Annotated in this window: 21 protein-coding genes and 1 pseudogene; 13 read left to right on the top strand and 9 right to left on the bottom strand. The window is 58.6% G+C overall.

All coding sequences use genetic code 11. The annotated features are described in order from the left end of the window. Window positions 1–18: 18 nt before the first annotated feature. The 3 genes from ACYYKW_RS23150 to ACYYKW_RS23140 form a co-directional block, all read right to left on the bottom strand. Complete coding sequence (locus ACYYKW_RS23150; RefSeq protein ID WP_464991264.1) at window positions 19–2,574, bottom strand: helix-turn-helix transcriptional regulator; 2,556 nt, start codon at window positions 2,572–2,574, stop codon at window positions 19–21. A 139-nt stretch (window positions 2,575–2,713) separates the two neighbouring features. Beyond that, entirely contained in the window at window positions 2,714–4,081 is a 1,368-nt protein-coding gene (locus ACYYKW_RS23145) for a DUF1329 domain-containing protein (protein ID WP_093104620.1), read from the bottom strand. Between the two features lie 23 nt (window positions 4,082–4,104). Next, window positions 4,105–5,898 carry a DUF1302 domain-containing protein gene (locus ACYYKW_RS23140; protein ID WP_464991263.1) on the bottom strand — a complete coding sequence of 598 codons (1,794 nt, stop codon included), beginning with the start codon at window positions 5,896–5,898 and terminating at the stop codon, window positions 4,105–4,107. 701 nt (window positions 5,899–6,599) lie between these two features. On the opposite strand from ACYYKW_RS23140, the gene ACYYKW_RS23135 reads away from it, so the two are divergent. The 3 genes from ACYYKW_RS23135 to ACYYKW_RS23125 all read left to right on the top strand — a co-directional run bounded on the left by ACYYKW_RS23135 (window position 6,600) and on the right by ACYYKW_RS23125 (window position 9,434). Then, window positions 6,600–8,750, top strand: coding sequence for an S-type pyocin domain-containing protein (locus ACYYKW_RS23135; protein ID WP_464991262.1), 2,151 nt, complete (start codon window positions 6,600–6,602; stop codon window positions 8,748–8,750). Next, entirely contained in the window at window positions 8,747–9,010 is a 264-nt protein-coding gene (locus tag ACYYKW_RS23130; RefSeq protein ID WP_464991261.1) for an immunity protein, read from the top strand. The genes ACYYKW_RS23135 and ACYYKW_RS23130 overlap by 4 nt, the downstream gene beginning before the upstream one ends. A gap of 163 nt (window positions 9,011–9,173) precedes the next feature. Next, window positions 9,174–9,434 carry a hypothetical protein gene (locus ACYYKW_RS23125; protein ID WP_464991260.1) on the top strand — a complete coding sequence of 87 codons (261 nt, stop codon included), beginning with the start codon at window positions 9,174–9,176 and terminating at the stop codon, window positions 9,432–9,434. Window positions 9,435–9,604: 170 nt separating this feature from the next. Here the strand turns inward: ACYYKW_RS23125 and ACYYKW_RS23120 are convergent, their stop codons facing one another. The 4 genes from ACYYKW_RS23120 to ACYYKW_RS23105 all read right to left on the bottom strand — a co-directional run bounded on the left by ACYYKW_RS23120 (window position 9,605) and on the right by ACYYKW_RS23105 (window position 12,945). Next, window positions 9,605–10,516, bottom strand: a complete 912-nt coding sequence (locus tag ACYYKW_RS23120) for an SDR family oxidoreductase (protein WP_090281817.1) — start codon at window positions 10,514–10,516, stop codon at window positions 9,605–9,607. A gap of 158 nt (window positions 10,517–10,674) precedes the next feature. Then, window positions 10,675–11,577 (bottom strand): alpha/beta fold hydrolase, encoded by a 903-nt coding sequence (locus ACYYKW_RS23115; RefSeq protein WP_464991259.1) that lies wholly within the window; start codon window positions 11,575–11,577, stop codon window positions 10,675–10,677. Further along, window positions 11,577–12,359 carry a class II aldolase/adducin family protein gene (locus tag ACYYKW_RS23110; RefSeq protein WP_464991258.1) on the bottom strand — a complete coding sequence of 261 codons (783 nt, stop codon included), beginning with the start codon at window positions 12,357–12,359 and terminating at the stop codon, window positions 11,577–11,579. The genes ACYYKW_RS23115 and ACYYKW_RS23110 overlap by 1 nt, the downstream gene beginning before the upstream one ends. Before the next feature lie 130 nt (window positions 12,360–12,489). Beyond that, window positions 12,490–12,945 carry a flavodoxin gene (locus ACYYKW_RS23105; RefSeq protein WP_336354897.1) on the bottom strand — a complete coding sequence of 152 codons (456 nt, stop codon included), beginning with the start codon at window positions 12,943–12,945 and terminating at the stop codon, window positions 12,490–12,492. Window positions 12,946–13,099: 154 nt separating this feature from the next. Here ACYYKW_RS23105 and ACYYKW_RS23100 point away from each other — a divergent pair, with 154 nt between their 5' ends. After that, entirely contained in the window at window positions 13,100–13,558 is a 459-nt protein-coding gene (locus tag ACYYKW_RS23100) for a PAS domain-containing protein (protein ID WP_093104629.1), read from the top strand. A gap of 72 nt (window positions 13,559–13,630) precedes the next feature. Then, entirely contained in the window at window positions 13,631–14,236 is a 606-nt protein-coding gene (locus tag ACYYKW_RS23095; protein WP_093104630.1) for a hypothetical protein, read from the top strand. Here the strand turns inward: ACYYKW_RS23095 and ACYYKW_RS23090 are convergent, their stop codons facing one another. Beyond that, complete coding sequence (locus ACYYKW_RS23090) at window positions 14,237–15,196, bottom strand: MerR family transcriptional regulator (protein WP_464991257.1); 960 nt, start codon at window positions 15,194–15,196, stop codon at window positions 14,237–14,239. Between the two features lie 212 nt (window positions 15,197–15,408). Between ACYYKW_RS23090 and ACYYKW_RS23085 the strand changes: the two genes are divergently transcribed. The 6 genes from ACYYKW_RS23085 (at window position 15,409) to ACYYKW_RS23060 (ending at window position 18,480) form a co-directional block, all read left to right on the top strand. Continuing rightward, window positions 15,409–15,978 (top strand): putative antibiotic biosynthesis monooxygenase, encoded by a 570-nt coding sequence (locus tag ACYYKW_RS23085; protein ID WP_093104631.1) that lies wholly within the window; start codon window positions 15,409–15,411, stop codon window positions 15,976–15,978. A gap of 111 nt (window positions 15,979–16,089) precedes the next feature. Next, a complete protein-coding gene (gene folM / locus ACYYKW_RS23080; protein WP_464991256.1) occupies window positions 16,090–16,800 on the top strand; it encodes a dihydromonapterin reductase in 711 nt (236 codons plus the stop codon). Between the two features lie 20 nt (window positions 16,801–16,820). After that, window positions 16,821–17,381 (top strand): GTP cyclohydrolase I FolE, encoded by a 561-nt coding sequence (gene folE, locus ACYYKW_RS23075; RefSeq protein ID WP_090281809.1) that lies wholly within the window; start codon window positions 16,821–16,823, stop codon window positions 17,379–17,381. Further along, window positions 17,382–17,753 carry a dihydroneopterin triphosphate 2'-epimerase gene (folX, locus tag ACYYKW_RS23070; protein ID WP_090281808.1) on the top strand — a complete coding sequence of 124 codons (372 nt, stop codon included), beginning with the start codon at window positions 17,382–17,384 and terminating at the stop codon, window positions 17,751–17,753. 99 nt (window positions 17,754–17,852) lie between these two features. Further along, entirely contained in the window at window positions 17,853–18,149 is a 297-nt protein-coding gene (locus ACYYKW_RS23065) for a DUF1244 domain-containing protein (RefSeq protein ID WP_032857713.1), read from the top strand. Further along, window positions 18,142–18,480 (top strand): HopJ type III effector protein, encoded by a 339-nt coding sequence (locus tag ACYYKW_RS23060; protein ID WP_336354894.1) that lies wholly within the window; start codon window positions 18,142–18,144, stop codon window positions 18,478–18,480. The genes ACYYKW_RS23065 and ACYYKW_RS23060 overlap by 8 nt, the downstream gene beginning before the upstream one ends. Before the next feature lie 185 nt (window positions 18,481–18,665). On the opposite strand, the gene trxB is transcribed toward ACYYKW_RS23060, so the two are convergent. Beyond that, a complete protein-coding gene (gene trxB / locus ACYYKW_RS23055) occupies window positions 18,666–19,628 on the bottom strand; it encodes a thioredoxin-disulfide reductase (protein WP_016771656.1) in 963 nt (320 codons plus the stop codon). A 310-nt stretch (window positions 19,629–19,938) separates the two neighbouring features. Between trxB and cysZ the strand changes: the two genes are divergently transcribed. Together cysZ and ACYYKW_RS23045 are read left to right on the top strand one after the other, a co-directional pair. After that, entirely contained in the window at window positions 19,939–20,691 is a 753-nt protein-coding gene (cysZ, locus tag ACYYKW_RS23050) for a sulfate transporter CysZ (RefSeq protein WP_090281805.1), read from the top strand. 40 nt (window positions 20,692–20,731) lie between these two features. After that, a pseudogene (locus ACYYKW_RS23045) lies at window positions 20,732–20,907 on the top strand (glycosyltransferase family 1 protein); the annotation flags it as partial.

Raw genomic sequence — 20,907 nt, 5'->3', positions numbered from 1 at the left:
CGCATGCCTGCAACTAACTCAATTCAGCTCAAGCCCCAAAAACTTCGCGCTCGCCACTGCCTGGGTACGACGCTTGACACCCAACTTTGCATTTATCCTCCGTGCGTGAGTCTTCACCGTGTGCAAAGAAATAAACAATTGATCGGCAACTTGTTGGTTGGAATGACCTCGTGCGATCAGACAAAGCACTTCCCGTTCGCGTTGACTGAGCACTTCGTGACGACTTGGGTTCTGCGCGCAACTGCTTTCAACAGGATTGCCCAACGCGTTCAAAAGATCTTGTTGACGCAATTTGAGTTCGCGCAACGCCTGATACAAGTCGTGCTGACCGACCAATTGAAGACCTTGCTGTAATTGCTCGCAGGCAGTAGGCCGGTCGCCGAGCAAAAACGCTACTTGCGCCAACGCGAAACGTAATTCGGTTTCCAGCGAGACCATGCGGCATCGTTGCGCCGCTTCAAGGAGACGTTGCAGGTCGGCTATCGGATTGCACGCCGTGTCTGTCCCGACTCGCGCAATGATCAACAAGTATTCGACCCGGGGAATCAATTCAAGCGTGGCCGGTGGAGCCTGCACCGCATCGGCACCTTGATAATGGCGCAAAAGACGTGTCATCGCCTCGCAGGCCAGGTCGGCACGCCCTTGCTGCAGCCAGATAAGACTGCTCACTTGCAACATGACGCCGCGGTAAACCGTATCCGGAATCTGTCGCTGCTGCATCAGTCGCTCGGCATCGCGCAGCCAGACGAAGGCCTTTTCATAATCGGTCTGACTCGCCGCCAACTGCGCCAGCCCCAGATAGCCATACAAGGCACGCTTGTCGTGGTTGCGTCGGCAGTCATCCAGGCCTGAGCGGAAAAATTCTGCGGCCGCCGCGTCCAGTCCCTGACTCAAGGCGAGGCGCCCGCGACGGAGCGCGATTCTTCCACGCAACGGGGTCAGCCGGTTGAGTTGTCGGCCAAGCAGGTCATCGACACCGGCCAGCAGACTCTCGGCCCGGCATGCCGCGCCACGCTGTTCCAGCAATTGCGCATGATCGAGTTCAAGCAATGCCTCGCACACCAGCGAACCTTGCGCCCGCGCCAAACACAGTGCCTGTCGGTTGAAGGTATGCGCGACGTCGAGCTGGCCTTGCAAGAGCGCTTGCTGAGTCAACCCCGACAAACACATGATCCGGGCAACCTGACGGTCGACATCAAGTTCATCCAGCGCCTGGCTGAAATGCGCATGTGCCAAGGCCATACGTCCTTCCAGGTGCAGCAACCAGCCCTGCAGCGCTTGCCACTGCGCGATCAGTTGGCGTTGCTGCGCCATGCAGGGCTGAGGCGAGAACCTCGACAAATGCTGTATGCACTGACGCGCCTGCTCGAAACGCCCGGCAAAAAGCAATGCGCTGGCGATCAACCCGACCAGGTGCGGGGTACTGGTCGTCAGCTCTCCGGCCTGGGATCCGTACAAACGCAACAGCAGCACCACGGTCTGCTCTTCAAACAATTGCTCGAAGCTGAAATGCTGCAACAGGCTCACCGCCGTTTCGTATTCCTCGGCAAGCAGCGCCTGTTCAAACGCGCAACGCCAGTCTTCCCTGGCCGCAAACCACTGACAGGCGCGGCGATGCCATGATCGACCTGCGGGCCAGGGTTCGGTTTGCATCACCTGAGCCAACGGTGGAAAGACCCGCCACCAGTCGACGGACGCCTGCCAGGGCTCAATGAAGCAACCGAGCGTCTGCAACGTGCGCAAACCTTCAGCGCCCTCCCCGGCTCCGAAAAGGTGATCGCACAATTGCGCATTGAAGCGCGGCAGGTGTGCAAGCACCCGCCAGGCCTCAATCAGCTCCGGCGTCAGACCGCTGAACAATTCGTGCTGCAGATAATCGAGCAGGGTGTCCGCTCGCTGCGCAGCTGGCTGACCCTGGGCCCAGTCGCATTTTTGCAGCAGAACCATGCGCACCCCGGCGCACCACCCGGCGGTGCGCTGGATGATTCGTGCGGCGACGCTCGCAGCCTGTTCCAGAGGTAAATGCCCGAGGGCTGCGGCGACTTCATCCTGAGTCAGTGCCAGCGTTGCGCTCTCGCATTCGTACAACGCATCGTCGAGCAGCAGCCGCGGCCAGTTGCAGAGGGGGCGTCGACGCGAACTGATCCACCAGACCAGCGCCGGGCTGCTCACTGCCAGCAAGCGATCAAGCAAGGCGTCCAGCGCTGGTTCGGGATGTCGGCAGTAATCATCGATAAACAGCCAGGTCGGCATCGACCAGCGCGTCAGGGCCGAGATGAGCCCGGGTTCGGTTGCGTCGTCCAGCCCCAGCGTATCCGCCAACCGCTGGTAAAAAACGTCGACGCTCAAAGCGCTACCAGCCAAGGGTAACCAGTGCACCGAACAATGCTCAGGAGCCTGCAACAGACACTCGGCAAGCAGCGCGGTTTTACCGCTTCCGGCGGGAGCACACAGCAACCGGACGCGCGCCGTCGACGCAAGTAATGGTGCGCTCAAACGCTCGCGTGGCTGATGTTTGCAGGAGAGTCTGGGCAGAAATCCGGGTCGATCCAGGCACGCTGTCATGGCGGTCATCGGCTGAGCCTTTTTATCATTGTGCCGTCACCCTAGTCCTCTCCCCGGCACTTGTTGATAAACATTCAGCGCGCTGATTGACGGCCATAAAAAAGGCGACCGTGCGGTCGCCTTTTGTACTGCCCAGGTATCCAAACCGTTACCGTACGCCCTCGGCGCGCAAGGCCGATGGTGTGTAGTCGGCAGCCTTGGCTTCGAAGCCGAACTCGAAACTGTGCTTCTCTTCGTTCTTCATCCCCAGCGCGATGTAGCGGCCGGCAATGATGTCGTAGAGCGCTTCGAGGGTGTACGCCTGGGTCTGGTGATCGTAGTAATACTGCGAGTGGCCCTCGGCAACGCGCCACAGTTGCCCGCGACCATCGTAGTGATCGGCCAGCGCGACCTGCCAGCTGTCTTCATCGATGTACATGTGGCGTTTGGCGTAGATGTGGCGTTCGTTCGGCTTGACCGTGCCGATCACTTCCCAGACCCGGTGCAATTCATAACGGGTGAGGTCCTGATTGATGTGGCCCGCCTTGACGATGTCGTCGTACTTGAGTTTTGGCGAGTCGAGCTTGTAGCTGTTGTACGGGATATACATTTCCTTCTTGCCGACCAGTTTCCAGTCATAGCGATCCGGCGCGCCGGAAAACATGTCGAAGTTGTCCGAAGTACGCAGACCATCGGCGGCCGTACCCGGGCCGTCATAGGCCACTTGCGGGGCGCGTCGGACGCGGCGTTGTCCGGCGTTGTAAATCCAGGCCAGACGCGGCTCCTTCACCTGATCGAGAGTTTCATGCACCAGCAGCACGTTACCGGCCAGACGGGCCGGCGCGGTGACCGATTGCTTGAAAAAGGTCAGCACGTTGGCGGCTTTTTCCGGATCGAGTTCCTTCATCAACTGCGGCACCGCCACCTCTTCTTCGAAGCGGATCGGCGTGTAGCTGCCGTTGGTCTGCGGCGTAACCTGGGTGATGATCCGCCGCAGGTTGCCGCCGTGATAGCGGGTGATGTGGTTCCACAGAACCTCGACACCGTTTTTCGGAATCGGGAAGGCGTAGTAGCGATTACCGGTGAAATTCGCCAGGCCGTTGCCGTCGTTGATCGAGGTCACGTTCAACGCGCTGCGCTTGGCCGATTCGTAGATCTCCGCCGGCGCGCCCACCGTGCGATGCGTCGGGTAGACCGGGATCTTGTAGGTTTCCGGGTAGCGCTTGAACATCGCTACCTGACCGTCGGACAGCTTGCTCTTGTACTGATCGACGTTGGCCGCGGTGATGGTGAACAGCGGCTTTTCACTGGCGAACGGGTCAGCGAGGAAACCCTTGCTGTCTACCGCACCGGCGTTTTTCGGGATGCCGCCGGTCCAGGCCGGGATCGAACCATCGGCGTTGCCCGCCTTTTCGGCGCCGAGCGGGGTCAGGCTGGTGCCAAGTTTGTTCGCTTCATCCGGCGACACCGCCGCCATGACATTGGCCGCCAGCAGACTCAGGGCCAGCACGCCACATTGCAGAATCATTTTGCGCATTGCATTCATCCTTCTCGGGCAGATCAGAAGTTCACACCGAAGCTCAAAGCGACGAAGTCACGGTCCTCAAGCACGTTGTAGTCACCACCGAAGAAGTCGGTGTAACTGAGGCTCGCGGTGTAGGTGTTGCGGTAGTCGGCATCGACACCGACGCTGATCGCTTTCGCGCCTTCATTGAACAGGCCGTTGGGGCCATAACCGGCGACGTCATGCGACCACGACAGGTTGGGTTTGAAGTTGACTCCGCCGATCACGTTGGCGTAATCGAGAATGGCCCGGGCGCGATAGCCCCACGAGGTCGAGGTCACGAACCCGTCGGTGTCGCCACCGAAGCCGTATTGCCCGTACACCGAATCGCGGCCGTAACGCAGGTCGCTACGCGACTCCAGCCCACCGACGTGCACCACCGCCGCTTCGCCGACCACAGTCAGACGTTCGGCGCCCAGGACCTGATCGAAGAAGTGCGTCAGCGTGCTCTGCACCTGCATGACTTCCTTGCGGCGATAGCCCTTGTTGTCGGCGCCCGGCGAGGTCGCGAGTGGCGAAGCGGTGCCGCCGGCAATCGGGTTGACCAGCGCCAGCGTCAGGTCGTTGGTGTTGACCTGCACCGGGGCGTTGGGCCGGTAGCTGATCTCGCCGGTCCATGCGGTACCGGTAGGCAGCGTGGTGGAAAAACTTGCACCATAGAGCCGAATGTCTTCGGGATATTCGAGGTAATACTGGCCGCGTCCGAGCATCACGCTTTGCGCCAGCCCCGCACCGCTGCCAGGGGACAGACGGTTGGCAATGCCGACCATGCCGGGCAATGCCGCCAGCGTCGACAGCCCCGCGGTGGTGGTACCGACGGTCGGCGTGCGGCTGTGGTAATTCATGAAGTAGAGGCCGTATTCGGTGTCTTCGCCGAGCCAGCGCAGCGCCGTGCCCCACTGCCCGGAATCGCGCGCATCACGATCGCCACCACGGGGAATGACCACACCCTCGCGGGTGACCTGAATGCCCTGGCCGAACGCGGTGGTCAGCGGCACCAGTGGCGCCACTGCCGGGCTGCCGACGGTGTAGCCGTTATTGCAGCCATCTGCCGCGACGTCGACACCGAAGAAGGTGCCGCAGTTGTCGAGAACGGTCTGGTCCCACTCCAGTTGATAAAAGCCTTCAACCGAGAGTTTGTCGGTCAGGCTCTGCGAGCCAAACAGCATGTTGACTGGAATCAGACCTTCCTTGATCTCCGCACCGGGGCGGCGAAACGCCGAGACGTCGATCGGGTTGATGCTGTTGATCGAGTTACCGATGAAGGTACTTTCGCCCCAACTCACGACTTGCTTGCCCGCGCGCACGGTGCCCGGCAGATTGGCGATGGCGTAGTTGTGATACACGAAGGCATCGAGAATCTGCGCGCCGGAGGACTTCGCGCCTTCCTTGCGGCCGCTGTCGCTGATCTGTTTGAACTCGCGGTCCTCATCCTTGAGTTCGAAGTCGTACCAGTACTTGCCGCGCACGAACACGCCGGTATCGCCGTACTTGAGCTCGAGGTCGTGAATGCCTTTGAAGATCTTCGAGAAGGTCTCGCCTTTCTTGAAGTTCAAGCGTCCGTCATCACCGGTCGAGGATTGCCCGGTGCCGCCGTTTACCGTACCGACCAGCGAGTCGTCGGCATTGCGCAAACCCCAGCTCGCGCCGATCGACAGGGACGAGTCGAAGGTGCCTTCGATTTCGCCGATGTTGAATGCAACCGCTTGCGCCTGGGCGCAGCAACCCAAAGCTACCGCGGCAGCCAGCGCCTGCGGTGTGAAGATGGCGCGCATTGTTGTTTTTGTCATGCGTCTTCCCCGGTGAGTGACAGAAGGCCCCACCCTACTGCCGCGCAACCGCGTCGATAAGCGCACCAAGGAGGTATTCGCGTTGTCGCTCGAAAGGATGAATGCCCTCGCACCGCGGGGCGTTGCGCCGTTCATGGACCGGCTGGATGAATGATCATCAGCGCTACGCATGGCGCCGTTCAGCGCACGACACTGTTACATGCTCCGCAACAGTGCATGTCCGGAATCGGTATTTTTCCTACAGACCCAACGCCGTATTCTGAGTGCGCTTTCACGGGATCTCCGCAAAGCATGAAGCCTTGGCCTTTGAGCAATTCGGGCCATGGCAGACAGATTTCAGATCAATCGAAGGTTTCGTTTGATCAACCCGCTGTTCACTGACGTTGATTTGTAGCTCCTTGATCCAACGTCTTGCCTTGGCCGCTGCGTTTGCAGCGGCCTTTTTTATGCCTGTAAGAAAAAGACGTTGCACTGAAAGACGATGCCCAACGCATTGTCAGAAATTTCCATATCTCAAATTGAAAATAACCGGCGACCCCAATTCGCGATCAACTTTCATACTTATCAAATCGCAATTGACTACAACCTAATCAGAATCAAGCCAACCCGCATTGCTGTAACTTAAGCCAAGCAAATAACTGTGTGCGCCAAGGACTAACGCGCCGATAACATTGATTACCTTATTCAAAAAGGATGTGAATATGGCAAAACCTCCAACATGGGAATGGACAGTAGATGAAGGCATTCATATAAGGGGCGTCGCTCCAGACAATGTACCTGTCCTGATCCCGTCCGGTTCAAGCAGAATTCCCTCCGGCAGCGGTATGTTCGGGCCAAACCAGAACATTCTGATGACCGCCCAGGCCATACAGTCAAATATCCAGGTTCTGGAAAACGAATATAAAATCCGCACGAATCAATTACCGCAAACCATCGAACAGGAATTGACAACCCTTCGGCAGGAGGGAGCCAATCATTATTTGCCGCCGACTCAAGCGGTAATTCGCGAACTTGAAGTGCGCGACAGACTCATAGCGCGCAAGACCGCAGAACTTCAGCAGAAAACAGTCATAGCCAATCATTTTTTCGGCAGCGACCCAGCCAATAAGACACTGCTGCAGTTTTACCAGAGAGCTTCGCTGATCGAGCCGCTCGTCAAACCCTATGGCGTAGCCATGCACGCCTGGACCGAGTCCTATCGAGCGGCTCATGAGGTCAGGCTGTTGTCTCAGGCCATCGACATTCTCAGTGCGCAGAAAACCAACTACTACACCTGGCTTGCCGCCTCCCAGGCCAACGATCGGGAGCTGGCCAGACAGACCGCCGAACGTACCCGGATCGCCGCCGAGCAACATCGTCAGCAAGCCCTTGCCGAAAAGGCCCGACGCGAGCGGGAGGAGGCGCGAGTTCATGAGCAGCAACGCCTCGCTGCCTTGGCCGAAAAACACCGTCAGGAAGCTGAACACGCGCGCCTTGCTGCAGAAAAGGCGCGAATCGAAGCTGAAGCTCGAGAGCAGGAAAGAGCCCGGATCGAGGCGCTTAAGGTGACGCTGGCTGAGGCCGAGGCTCAAGAAAAAGAACGCCTGGCGGCACTGGAAAACGCGTTGACTCAAGCGCAAGCAGCGGCAGAGGCCGCCGAACAGGACCGGCTTCAAGCTGAGCGGCAGCAACGGGGCGAGGAGCCGCATCCCTCTGAGTTTCAACGGGTTTACCCGGCGTCGGGAGCCGTGGCGTCTTCCAGCCCTGCCTTTTCCTTCGCATCGACGGCTATCGTTCTGGCGCCCTCTACCTCCTCAGCGATACTGGCCGCACTGCGAGCGGCGCTGCCGACGCTGGCAGCGGCTGGCGCCGGGCTGATTACCCCGGCACTGATCGGCTTCGCAGCACTGTTGGCGCCGTCCCGCCTGGGCAACGGCGAACGCTTTTCCGTGAGCGTTCCCTTGGCCGAACTTTCAGCGCAATCCCCACAGACGTTGCGAGAGCTGGCAGACCGCCGAGGCATGTTGAACCTGCCCGTCGGTTTGGGCGTAAGGCCGCTGGGTGAAGTGGCGGAAGTATTTGTCGCCACGACCGACGATTTCCACATTCGCTCGGACGTGCCGGTTTTACAGGCAACGTATGACCTGCTCAATGACGTTTATGAAACCGCGCTGCCAGATTCGCCTACGGATTTCCTGACCTGGACACCGGCCATTTCACCGGGGAAAACCTCAACCGAATCGCCTGCGGTGAACATCGAACCACCCGACTATTCCGGCGCAACCATCGTTGCGGTCGCAGGCCGCCTGGATCTGAATCCGGTGCTGGTTGAAGGCTGGGATCGATTCATCATCGTGTTTCCCGCTGACTCGGGGATTGCGCCGCTTTATGTGGTGATTAGCAGCCCTTATGCGGGAGGGTATGTCAAAGGCAAATACAGCGGCCGGCCATACAACCCGGAGCAGGCGGGTGGGCCAATACTGGATCTGGATTGGCGCACGGCAGTCATCACCGAGGCCGGAGTTGACGCCGTGAAAATACATATTGCGAGACTCGACCAATCGGATGCCAACGACATCATGATTCAACGTTTGAAGATGATCGTGCGCGGGCAAATGACAAGCGTCGAGACTGACTTACGGTATTACTCTCATGAGTTACGCGAACTTGCGAGGTTTCGTGCAATGGGACTTGGTGATAGTTTCAAGCCCGACAAAGAGTCGCCACTTTGGAATAATGCACATACAGCTACCCTAGAAGACTTCAAACTTCGCGATGATGAGTCACTGCTCTACACCAAAGAGGCGATTACTGCCGCAGACGAGCAAGTTAGACTGTTTTATGAAAACCTGTTGAAAGGAGGCCTGCGATGAGCGTCGCTGAGCACATAGTCAAAAACGAATCCGTAGAAGATGTACTCACTGTATTCGCACTCGGCTTGGCTATTCCATCCCTGGACAGAATGTTTGGGCGTTATCGCTACGAAGTGATCGCAAGCGGTGAATTACTTAAGACTTATGCGCGATTATTTGAACAAGGGGTGCTAGCCAATGGCAGCGGTCCGATTGCCGTGAAAGGACCTAACTGGAGAGCGCCAAAGTTTATGATCGATAATAAATATACTAAGCCGTAATTAAGGTCGCCGAGCTCAAGCATGCAGGCCTTCGCTTGCATGCTCTCCATTGCTTATGAAGGGCTAAGCGATCATTGGAGAAGTGATAGCGCCTTCCAATACTCATTACCGCAGCGGATCAGGCGAAACGTCATTATCAGAAATTGCTGAAGGAGATGTGACAATGAGCACCGTCGAGATGATCGTTAAAAATGAAACATTGGACGATATCGTCACAGTGTTTGCCCTGATCAAGGCGACGCCGCATCTGGACATGATGATAAGATTTCACAATCGCGAACTCCTCGAAGAGTATGGTGCGCTTGAAGATGCCTATGCGCGACTCATCAATGCCGGCGTGCTGGCTAATGGTAAACATGGGCTCGCAGTGAAAGGGCCAAACTGGAAGCCACCGGCGTACATGACAGAAAGAAGATACATCTGAAGTCAGGCACTGCACGTTTTTCCAACCGACAGGAAGCCTAAGGATGCATGTCGGCTTTGGCGGAAGGTCGCTCAGTGCCGTTATTATTTCTTCGAAAGCCAGCGATCAAGGCCACCAAGCGCAAGCTTGGCGGCCTTATTACCTATTCCATCCGCGATTCATCCTCCGTCTTACAGAGAATACTTCTGCAAATTCGCCATCATCTCTTTCAATGCTTCAATATTGTCCTGCGGATGCGCCGCCCCTTCGAAATCGCAGATCTGCTGCCAGTGCGCTGCCACATCTTCCGGTGAAAACCCTACCCGCGGATCAAACCCGGCACCGAGGCTGCGCTCCCAGCGCACCTTGCCCATCCAGCCGCCACCGACCTCGAACAACCCGGAGGTTTCCTGGCATTGCTCGCTGGCCAGATACACCACCAACGGGCTGACCAGCTCTGGTTTGAGTTGCTCGAAGACTTGCGGCGGGATCAGGCCTTCGGTCATGCGCGTGCCGCCGGTCGGGGCAATGGCGTTGACGAGGATGTTGTTCTTGCGCCCTTCAATGGCCAGCGTGCGGGTCAAACCGTAAAGACCGAGTTTGGCCATTCCGTAGTTGGACTGCCCAAAGTTGCCGTAAATCCCGGACGTCGAGGCGGTGAAGATCACGCGGCCGTAGTTTTGCTCGCGCAAGTGGGGCCACGCAGCGCGGGTAACTTTGTAGGCGCCTTCGACGTGAACGCGGTAAACCAGGTCCCAGTCGGCGTCGTCCATCTTGTGAAAGGTCTTGTCGCGCAGGATACCGGCGTTGTTGACCACCACATCGACGCGGCCAAAGGCATCGAGGGCGTTCTGCACCAGTTTGTCGCCATCGGTGACCGAGTCGTGGTTGGCTTCGGCGATGCCGCCGGCCGCGCGGATCTCCGCGACGACACGATCAGCGGCGGAGGCATTGGCGCCCTCGCCTTGTGTCGAGCCGCCCAGATCGTTGACCAGCACTTTCGCGCCCTGCCTGGCGAACAGCAATGCGTGAGCGCGTCCCAGGCCACCACCGGCCCCGGTGACGATTACGACTTTATCTTCGAAACGCACAGACTCATTCATCGCGGCAACTCCAACAGGCCAATGGAACATTGACCGGGAGTGTCAGGCACAGCGCTTTGGCTCACAACGAATACGACTGCGGCTGAATGGTGCGCGATAAGGCTGGGGGATGATGAAAGGCCTTGGGCCAGCGAGAGGCTGCATGCCTCCCGGCCCGATCAGGAATACGCGACCTTGCGCGGCGGCAGTACCAGACGCTCGCGAAATTCCAGGTAATGCTTGAGCACCTGCACCGGCGCTTCGGTCTGCGGGTAATGACCAATCCCCGGCAACAGCACGGTGTCGGCATTCGGAATCAGTTCGCGGTAACGCGCGACCATGTGTGCTCCGGAAATCGGATCGAACTCACCATCGATCACCCGTAACGGAATCTCATCGCGCTGCATCGCAGTGACCCAACGATCACGCTGCACCCGTCGTTCGGGAATGTAGTTGATCAGTTTGTGCATGATCCGTGGCCCGTGATTGCTCTCGACCAAGCTCCAGAAATCATCCAGTTCACTTTCGCTCGGGCCGGTCTTCGGGCCGAAAATCTGCCGAAAACTTTTAACCAGCGCATCACGGCTGAACGCGCGGCCGATCATCCAGCCCAGCGGGCTGAGCAGCAATTTCTGCGTGAACACCGGACGATGGGTTTCGGGGAACAAACCGCCATTGAGGAACACGCAACTGGCGACGTCGATGCGCCCTTCGTAATGCCGCGCCAGCAATTCCTGGGCTACGCTGTCGCCGTAGTCATGGGCAAAAATGTGCAGCGGTTGTTCAGCCTGCACATGCGCGAGCAACGCCTGCTGCAGATCGGCCTGCTCCAGCAGACTGTAGGTGTGCTTTAGCGGTTTGGCCGAATCGCCGAAACCGAGCATGTCGCAGGCGATCACACGATAGCGCTGGGCCAATGGCTGCCAGAGGTAATGCCAGTCCCAACTGGCGGTCGGGAAACCGTGGATCAGCAACAACGGCTCACCCTGCCCCGCTGTCCAGTAGCGAATCGGCTGACCGCGAAAAACAAAGGTCCGGCTGCGCTTGCGCCAGATACACAGAGGAATCTCGGCGAGTGGCATCAGAGTCTATATCCGGGGTCTTGTTGATCGAGTTTGCGCAGCAGCGCCGGCCAGGCCAGCGCGCCGCCCATGCCTTGGGCGCTTTTGGTAACGCCGACGATCATCGCTTTGGCACCCGCCAGAATCTGCGGCTCGATGGCGATCAGTTCAGCGCCGCCGGTTTGCGCCATCACCTGAATATCGCAGGCACGCTGGAAGGTGAACATCATCAGAAAGGTATCGGCAATGGTGCCGCCGCAGGTCAGCAGGCCGTGGTTGTGCAACATGAGGAAATTGCTGTCACCGAGATCGGCCTGCAAGCGCGCCTTCTCTTCGTGATTCAGCGCCACGCCTTCGTAGGCGTGATAAGCCAGGCTCGACAGCACGAACAGCGATTGCTGGCTGATCGGTAACACGCCCTGCTTTTGCGCGGACACCGCGACACCGGAAGGGGTGTGGGTGTGCAGCACACACACCACATCGTGGCGCACTTCATGCACTGCGCTGTGGATGGTGTAACCGGCCGGATTGATTTCGTAGGGGCTGGCCATGAGTTTGTTGCCGGCCTGGTCGACTTTCACCAGGCTTGAGGCCGTAATCTCATGAAACATCAGTCCGAACGGGTTGATCAGGAAGTCTTCGGTGCCGGGGACTTTAGCGGAGATGTGCGTGAAGATCAGGTCGTCCCAGCCATGCAGTGCGACCAGCCGATAGCAGGCGGCAAGGTCGACACGGGTCTGCCATTCGGCGGCGCTGACCTGGCTTTTGACATCAAGGGACGATGGGACGGGGGCTACGCTCACTGTATGCACCTCTGCGTTCTTGTTGTTCTGCACGTATGCGCAGTCTAGTCAGACGCAGGTGATCGCGTAGTTGCATTGGCAGCCAGCTTGATGACTGATCGAGTCAGCCATGCAAGCTGTCAGGATCCGCTCAGCCCTTGAGCGCTTCGATGAACTGCGCCAGCCACGGCTCGGCATCGGTTTCCGGGGTGACGCTTTCGCTGGCGTCGATCCGTAACATTTCTTGCACCTCGTTTACGCCCAGCTCAGCAAACAACTCACGCATCTGTTCCCCGCCGCCGCAGAACGTATCGCCGTAACTGGCGTCGCCCAAGGCGATCACCGCGCCCGGCAAACCGCGCCAGGCGGCCGGCAACTGGTCACGAATGTTCGAATACAGCGGTTGCAGGTTGTCGGGCAGCTCACCCATGCCGGTGGTCGAGGTCACGGCGAGAAACGCTTGCGGGCCGAACGCCTGAAGGTCGGCCAGCGAGGCGCGCGAGTTGTAGAAGGTTTCAAAACCGGCGGCTTTCAACAGGTTCTGGGCGTGACGGGCGACTTCTTCGGCGGTGCCGTAGACCGAACCGGAGAGGATGGCGACTTTCATCAATCTGATCCTGAAAACTGAAAATGAGGTCGGCGATAGTAACAGTCCGTCGCGCAAGGCTGCGATTGAATCTCAACTGGCGTTAATGGCTAGTAGACAGCCGCCAAGGTTCTTCTAGAATGCCAAACGCCAACTAATTATAAGGAATTCAGGGATGATCAATGCCAGTCTGCTGCAAATGGTGATCAACGCTTCCAACGATGGAATCGTCGTAGCGGAAAAGGAAGGCGAGCAGGACAACATTCTCATTTACGTCAATCCGGCGTTCGAACGTCTGACCGGCTATACCAGCGAAGAAATTCTCTATCAGGACTGCCGCTTTCTCCAGGCCGGTGACCGTGACCAGGAGAGTCTGAGTCTGATTCGTGACGTTCTGCGCGACGGTGGATCGTGTCGGGAGATCCTGCGTAACTATCGCAAGGACGGCACGCCATTCTGGAACGAACTGTCGTTATCGACAGTGAAGAATGCCGACGATGGCCAGACCTATTTCGTCGGTGTGCAGAAAGACGTGACCGTTCAGGTCAAGGCTCAGCAACGCGTGGCGCAACTGGAAGCCCAGGTTGCCGCCTTGCAGGCGGAACTGAATGCTTTGAAAGCGACCAACGGTTAAAACAAAACCGCGAACCGATGGTCATTAACTACAATCACCAATGACTTTGTAATTATATCTTTCGAGTTAGCCATGCAGCGCGACGCCCTTCTCACTCAGGATGAGCTGGATTTCATCCAGAAGATGCAGCACAACCCGCAACTGAACGTGCGGGATGCGACGTCGAGTCTGCTGGTTAACGGCGGTTCGCAGATCCGCGATCTGCTGACGCGACTGGCCGCTCATGAGCAAGTGACCATCCAGGCCAACTTCGAAAACCAGCAAATGACCTTCCCGTTGCATCTGGTCGAAGACGAATTCCACGCGCTGCATCTGCGCCTCGGCGTCCCGAGCATCTACGAAGACGGCCCATCGGTAAGGCCATGGCGACTGGTGCTGGAAGAGCCGGTAGCGCTGGAAAACGCCAAAGGACAGCCGGGGACGTTGTGGGTCCACGAGGTGTCGCACAAAGGTGTGTTGCTGGAAGTGCGCAACAAGACCAAGCCACCCAAGCATTTCGCGTTGTGGTTCAGCCCTTCCGGATACGAGCGGATTTCACTGCGCGGGCATTTCGAACGGGAAACCGAAAACGGTTTTTATGCGTATGAACTGAGTCAGACCGACAGCGACGAAACCGAACGTCTGCGCCAGTTCATTCTGCAGCAACATCGCCTGACTCACCCTGCTCTGCATACCTGATCAGGTATCCAGATTTCCCGCTAGAAATTGCATCATGCGTTGACGCATGTTCGTGCCTTCATTACCCAGACAGGCAACCGAAGATCCGGCCAGACTGTCCTCCGCCAGATCCGCTGCATCCCCGGCCAGCATCAATTGGCAATCAAGACCCAACGCCAGGCGATTCAGACGCCGCGGCAAATCGGTGGTGGGCGCATGGTTGGAAAACAGCACCAGCGCATCGGGTCTGACCTTTTCGCAGACCAGCGTCAGTTCATCGAACGGCTGGCCGGTGGTCAACACCCGAACCCCGGAATTGTTGCCGCTGAGAAACAGCGCCGCCACCAGCAGTTCCAGCTCACGGCATTGCCCGGCCAGCGCGCTGACGACCACCCGTCGCGGTTGCGCGCCGCGCAGCATGACAATCCGTTGCAGCACCCGCGCGCGCAGGAATCCGTCGTAGAACAGCCACTCGCTGGTTTGCCCGAACGCGTCCTGACGTTGCAGCATGTGCCGCCACAACGGCATCAGGATGTCCTGGAACGCCACCGCCAAGGCATAAGAAGAGAAGATCTGCCCATAGACCCGATCCAGTTGCTGGTCATCGAATGCACTGACTGCCTGCTGGATCTGTTCCTGCCATTGCCGGTAATCAGCCTGAACCAGATCGTCAGGAATGATATGCGCCAGGGCTTTCAGCGGTTCGGTCTTGGCGAGAATCTTGCCGACCTTGCTGACCGCGACGCCGCGATCGATCCAGTCGACGATGCTGCGTACACGCTCGATTTCGCTCATCGAGTAGAGCCGATGCCCGCTTTCGGTGCGTGTCGGCTGGATCAAGCCATAGCGCCGTTCCCAGGCGCGCAAGGTTACCGGGTTCACGCCAGTGAGCCGGGCGACTTCACGAATGGGGAACAGCTCGGCGCGTTGCAGCGCCTCTGATACCTGCGAAGCAGGGTTTGCGTCCGTGATCACAGGCATAGAACACTTAACTTCCATGTCAGAAATTTGGATCCCATTCTAACGCTTATCCGCCGATCGCGTTCAAGTAGGGAAATGCGACGAATGTCGCTGGTTTAATCGGGAAAAACCGGAATAATCCTTGCTTGATGAAAAGCGCAGCCCTCTACCCCGGCGCTGCGTCAGGCGAACCTCCTACCCGGAGCGACGCAATTGAAATATGGAGATACAAAATGTCTACTTCCCCCGTCACGCTGATGGTTGCCCGTCGCGTCGCCGACGGCCGTTATCAGGACCTGATGGTCTGGCTGCGCGAAGGCGAGCAACTGGCCACGGATTTTCCCGGTTACCTGGGTTCCGGCGTACTTGCTCCGCCGCCCGGCGATAATGAGTTCCAGATCATCTTCCGCTTTGTCGATGAGCAAACCCTGCACGCCTGGGAACATTCGGCATCGCGTACCGCGTGGCTGAGCCGTGGCAGCGAGCTGTTCGCCCACCCCAAGGAACATCGGGTCAGCGGTATCGAAGGCTGGTTCGGCACTGCAGGACAACGTCCGCCGCGCTGGAAGCAGGCCGTGGCGATCTGGCTGGCGTTTTTCCCGGTGTCACTGATTTTCAACTTTTTGCTTGGCCCACTGCTGGGCGAAGTTAGCTTGCTGCCACGGGTGCTGATCAGCACCGCGTGCCTGACGCCATTGATGGTGTACCTGTTCATTCCGCTGTCGACGCGTTTGCTGGCGAACTGGTTGAACAGCACGCCGGCGCGACGGTTGCCGGCGACACCCTCTACGCAACATCACTGATTCTTTTGTGAGAGCGAGCCTGCTCGCTCACAGGTCTTGGTCTTTGCGGTAATAGGTGTGCGGCTGCGCTCGCTGTTATAGTTTTTGCTTTCCCAGCGTTGCGAGCCGTTCATGCCTGATTCCGCCGCCCCGATTCTCATCACTGGCGCCGCACAACGTGTCGGTCTGCATTGCGCGCAGCGTTTGCTTGAAGACGGTCATCGGGTCATTTTCACCTACCGCACTGAACGCCCCGGCGTACAGACCTTGCGCGATCTGGGCGCCATCGGCCTGTTTGCGGATTTCGCCACTGAGGCCGGGATTCTGGCGTTCATCGGCGAACTGAAAAGCCATACCGACAGCCTGCGCGCGATCGTGCACAACGCCTCCGAATGGCTCGCCGAAACGCCTGGCAGCGAGACCGAAGCTTTCACACGCATGATCAATCTGCACATGCTCGCGCCGTATCTGATCAATCTGCACTGCGCCGATCTGCTGCAACGCTCGACGCCCGCCGACATTGTCCACATCAGCGACGATGTCACCCGCAAAGGCAGCAGCAAGCACGTTGGCTACTGCGCGAGTAAAGCCGGGCTCGACAGCCTGACCCTGTCTTTCGCGGCGCGCTATGCGCCGGCCATCAAGGTCAACGGCATTGCCCCGGCCCTGCTATTGTTCAATCCCGACGACAACGCGGCGTACCGCGCCAAGGCACTGGCCAAATCGGCGCTGGGCATCGAGCCCGGCAGCGAAGTGATCTACCAGAGCCTGCGCTATCTGCTCGACAACCCCTATGTCACCGGTACGACCCTGACCGTCAACGGCGGACGGCACCTTAAATAAGCCGGATCGCGAGGATTTCCATGACCCGCTCACTGCCTGAGAATTACCGTGAAATCCTCCTCGGCCTCGGTGAAAACCCCGATCGCGAAGGCTTGCTCGACACCCCGGTGCGCGCGGCCAAGGCCATGCAATACCTGTGTCATGGTTACGCGCAAAGCGTCGAGGAAATCGTCAATGGCGCGCTGTTTGCGTCCGACACGGACGAAATGATCATCGTCGCCGACATCGAGTTGTATTCGTTGTGCGAACATCACCTGCTGCCCTTCATTGGCAAGGCCCATGTGGCTTATATTCCGACGGGCAAGGTGCTGGGTTTGTCGAAGGTCGCGCGATTGGTGGACATGTTCGCCCGGCGCCTGCAGATTCAGGAAAACCTCACCCGGCAAATCGCCGATGCGGTGCAACAGGTCACCGGTGCCGCTGGCGTTGCCGTGGTCATTGAGGCCAGACACATGTGCATGATGATGCGCGGTGTCGAGAAACAGAACTCGACAATGAACACCTCGGTCATGCTCGGCGCGTTCCGCGATTCGAACACCACCCGCCAGGAGTTTCTGCAATTGATTGGACGGAGCAAGTAAATGCCACAACTTCAACCGGGAATGGCGCGCATCCGGGTCAAGGATTTGCGCTTGCGCACCTTTATCGGGATCAACGAGGACGAAATCCTCAACAAGCAGGATGTGCTGATCAACCTGACCATCCTGTATGCCGCGCAGGAAGCGGTGCGTGACAACGACATCGATCACGCGCTGAATTACCGCACCATCACCAAGGCGATCATCGCCCATGTCGAGGGCAACCGCTTCGCCCTGCTCGAACGCCTGACCCAGGAATTGCTGGATCTGGTGATGACCAATGAATCAGTGCTGTACGCCGAAGTCGAAGTCGACAAGCCCCATGCGCTGCGCTTTGCCGAATCCGTATCAATAACCCTCGCGGCAAGCCGCTGAGCTTCAAGCTTCAAGCTTCAAGCGGTAAGCTAAAGGCCAACCCGATCCAATCTTGCAGCTTCAAGCTTGCCGCTCAAAGCTGTCTCGCAGAGACCCCCCATGACTGATCAACAACGCCTCGAACTCGAAGCCGCCGCTTTTCGTCGGCTGGTCGCCCATCTGGACAGCCGCAAGGATGTGCAGAACATCGATCTGATGAACCTCGCCGGATTCTGCCGCAATTGCCTCTCGAAGTGGTACAAGGCCGAAGCCGACGAGCGCCAGATCGAGGTCAGCCTCGACGATGCCCGCGAAGTGGTTTACGGCATGCCGTACGCCGAGTGGAAAGCCCAATATCAGCAAGAAGCCAGCGCCGAGCAGCAAGCCGCGTTCGCCAAAGGAAAGACCCATGACTGATCTGAACACCCTGCGCGCCAGCCTCGACAGCGGCGAACATGCCTTCGCTGACACCCTGGCGTTCATTGCCGCCGGTTACGACTATCAGCCGCAGGCATTCAACAACGGCGGCGTGGAAAACGCCGCCGGGCAGAACGAAGGTTCCTGCAAGACTCTGGGCCTGGCGTTGCTGGAAGGCCTGAGCGATGACGAAGCGCTGCTGGCGTTTGGCGAGCACTACCGCTCGGTGCTGGCGACGCCTGAAGGCAGCGATCACGGCAATATCCGTGCGCTGATCAAGCACGGCCTGGCCGGCGTCAAATTCACCGCCCAGCCGCTGACCCGCCGCTGATTCCCGCCGCAACGCCTTCCCTGCAGGAGTGAGCCTGCTCGCGATAGCGGTGTATCAGTCGACTCCTGTATTGACTGGTACACCGCTATCGTGAGCAGGCTCACTCCTACAATGAATTGCGGTGGAGCAGGAATAACGGGCATAAAAAACCGGCCAATCTGGCCGGTTTTTTTGTGCCTGCGATCTTAGAACGTAGCGTTCTGCAGACCGTCCAGGTAACGCTCGGTGTCCAGTGCCGCCATGCAGCCAGCGCCGGCCGAGGTGATGGCCTGACGGTAAACGTGGTCTGCCACGTCGCCGGCGGCGAAGATACCTTCGACGCTGGTCGCGGTTGCGTTGCCTTCACGGCCGCCCTGCACGACCAGATAACCGTCTTTCAACGTCAACTGACCTTCGAACAGCGAAGTGTTCGGCGTGTGGCCAATCGCGATGAACACGCCGTCGACCTTGATCTCGTCAAAGCTGCCGTCGTTGTTGCGCAGACGCGCACCGGTCACGCCCATATTGTCGCCCAGCACTTCGTCGAGGTTGGCGTTGAGCTTGAGGATGATCTTGCCTTCGGCCACACGGGCGTTGAGCTTGTCGATCAGGATCTTCTCGGCGCGGAAGGTTTCGCGACGGTGGATCAGGGTCACGGTGCTGGCGATGTTGGCCAGGTACAGCGCTTCCTCAACGGCAGTGTTGCCGCCGCCGACCACGGCGACCGGCTTGTTGCGGTAGAAGAAACCGTCGCAGGTCGCGCAGGCCGACACGCCTTTGCCCATGAACGCTTCTTCCGAAGGCAGGCCCAGGTAGCGAGCGCTGGCGCCGGTGGCGATGATCAGCGCGTCGCAGGTGTAGACGGCGCTGTCGCCGGTCAGGGTGTACGGCTTGGCAGCGAAGTCGACGGCGTTGATGTGATCGAAAACGATCTCGGTTTCAAAGCGCTCGGCGTGCTCACGCATGCGCTCCATCAGCACCGGGCCAGTCAGACCATGGACGTCGCCCGGCCAGTTGTCGACTTCGGTGGTGGTGGTCAGTTGACCGCCGGCCTGCATGCCGGTGATCAGCAGTGGCTTGAGGTTGGCACGGGCCGCGTAGACCGCAGCGCTGTAACCGGCAGGGCCGGAACCGAGAATAATCACTCGCGAATGACGGACTTCAGACATGACCTGCTCCTGTTGACCGGGCCGAAACACTGGCGCGGATCGCCGGACTGCCGGCGGGAATAAAAAAGGACCGTGGACACCTTGGGGAAGGTTTGAACTCGACAGTCCTGTAAAAAGTTGGGTGAAGCGTATCGAGGGGGGCAAGATTAAGGAAATACGGTTTAACAATCCAGCTCATAGGTGGTCTCTATGCCGAAGCGCTGATGTGATGGACGTCTTTGTTACAGTGAATGTCGATCGCTTTACCGCGCTTTCCCGGTCACGGCAAAGCCGGTAAGGTCGGCGCGTTTTCCCTTGCTCGGAGCACCTTATGCCCGCCCCTGTTCTGTCCGGCCCGCAATACCTGCGCGAAGGCCTGAAACTGGTTCTCAGCCCCAGCCTGCGCCTGTTTGTGCTGCTGCCACTGGCGATCAACCTGGTGCTGTTCGTCGGATTGATCTATCTGGCAGGCCATCAGTTCAGCCTGTGGGTCGACACACTGATGCCCTCGTTGCCCGAGTGGCTGAGTTTTCTCAGCTACATTCTCTGGCCGCTGTTTGTGGTACTCGTGGCGCTGATGGTGTTTTTCACTTTCACCATGCTGGCTAACGTGATCGCCGCGCCCTTCAACGGCTTTCTCGCTGAAAAAGTCGAAGTGGTGGTACGCGGAACCGACGACTTCCCGGCCTTCAGCTGGGGCGAACTGATCGCAATGATCCCGCGCACCTTCGCCCGGGAAATGCGCAAGCTCGGCTACTTCCTGCCCCGAGCGATCGGCCTGTTCATCCTGTCGTTCATTCCGGTGGTGAACATCGTCGCCGCACCGCTATGGCTGCTGTTCGGCGTGTGGATGATGGCGATCCAGTACATCGACTACCCTGCCGACAACCACAAACTGGGCTGGAACGAAATGCTCGCCTGGCTGCGGGAAAAGCGCTGGCAGAGCATGAGTTTTGGCGGGATCGTTTATCTGGTGCTGCTGATCCCGGTGGTCAATATCTTGATGATGCCGGCCGCAGTGGCCGGGGCGACATTGTTCTGGGTGCGTGAGCGTGGCGCCGAAAACCTTGTGACCCAACGCTGACCCCGTCACAAATCCATCACCTGAACGTCACAACCTCGACATGGCCTCAGCCGACACTGAGGTCATGACGACAGCGCTAAACATCACCCTGATCAGCGAAACCTTCCCACCGGAAATCAACGGCGTGGCCAATACCCTTGGCCGCTTGTGCGAGGGCTTGCGCGCCCGCGGGCATCAGGTCGAGCTGGTGCGGCCACGGCAGGCCTGTGATCCGCA

The sequence above is a fragment of the Pseudomonas sp. 15C genome, assembly GCF_055484735.1.
This window is presented reverse-complemented; position numbering and strand designations above follow the sequence as displayed.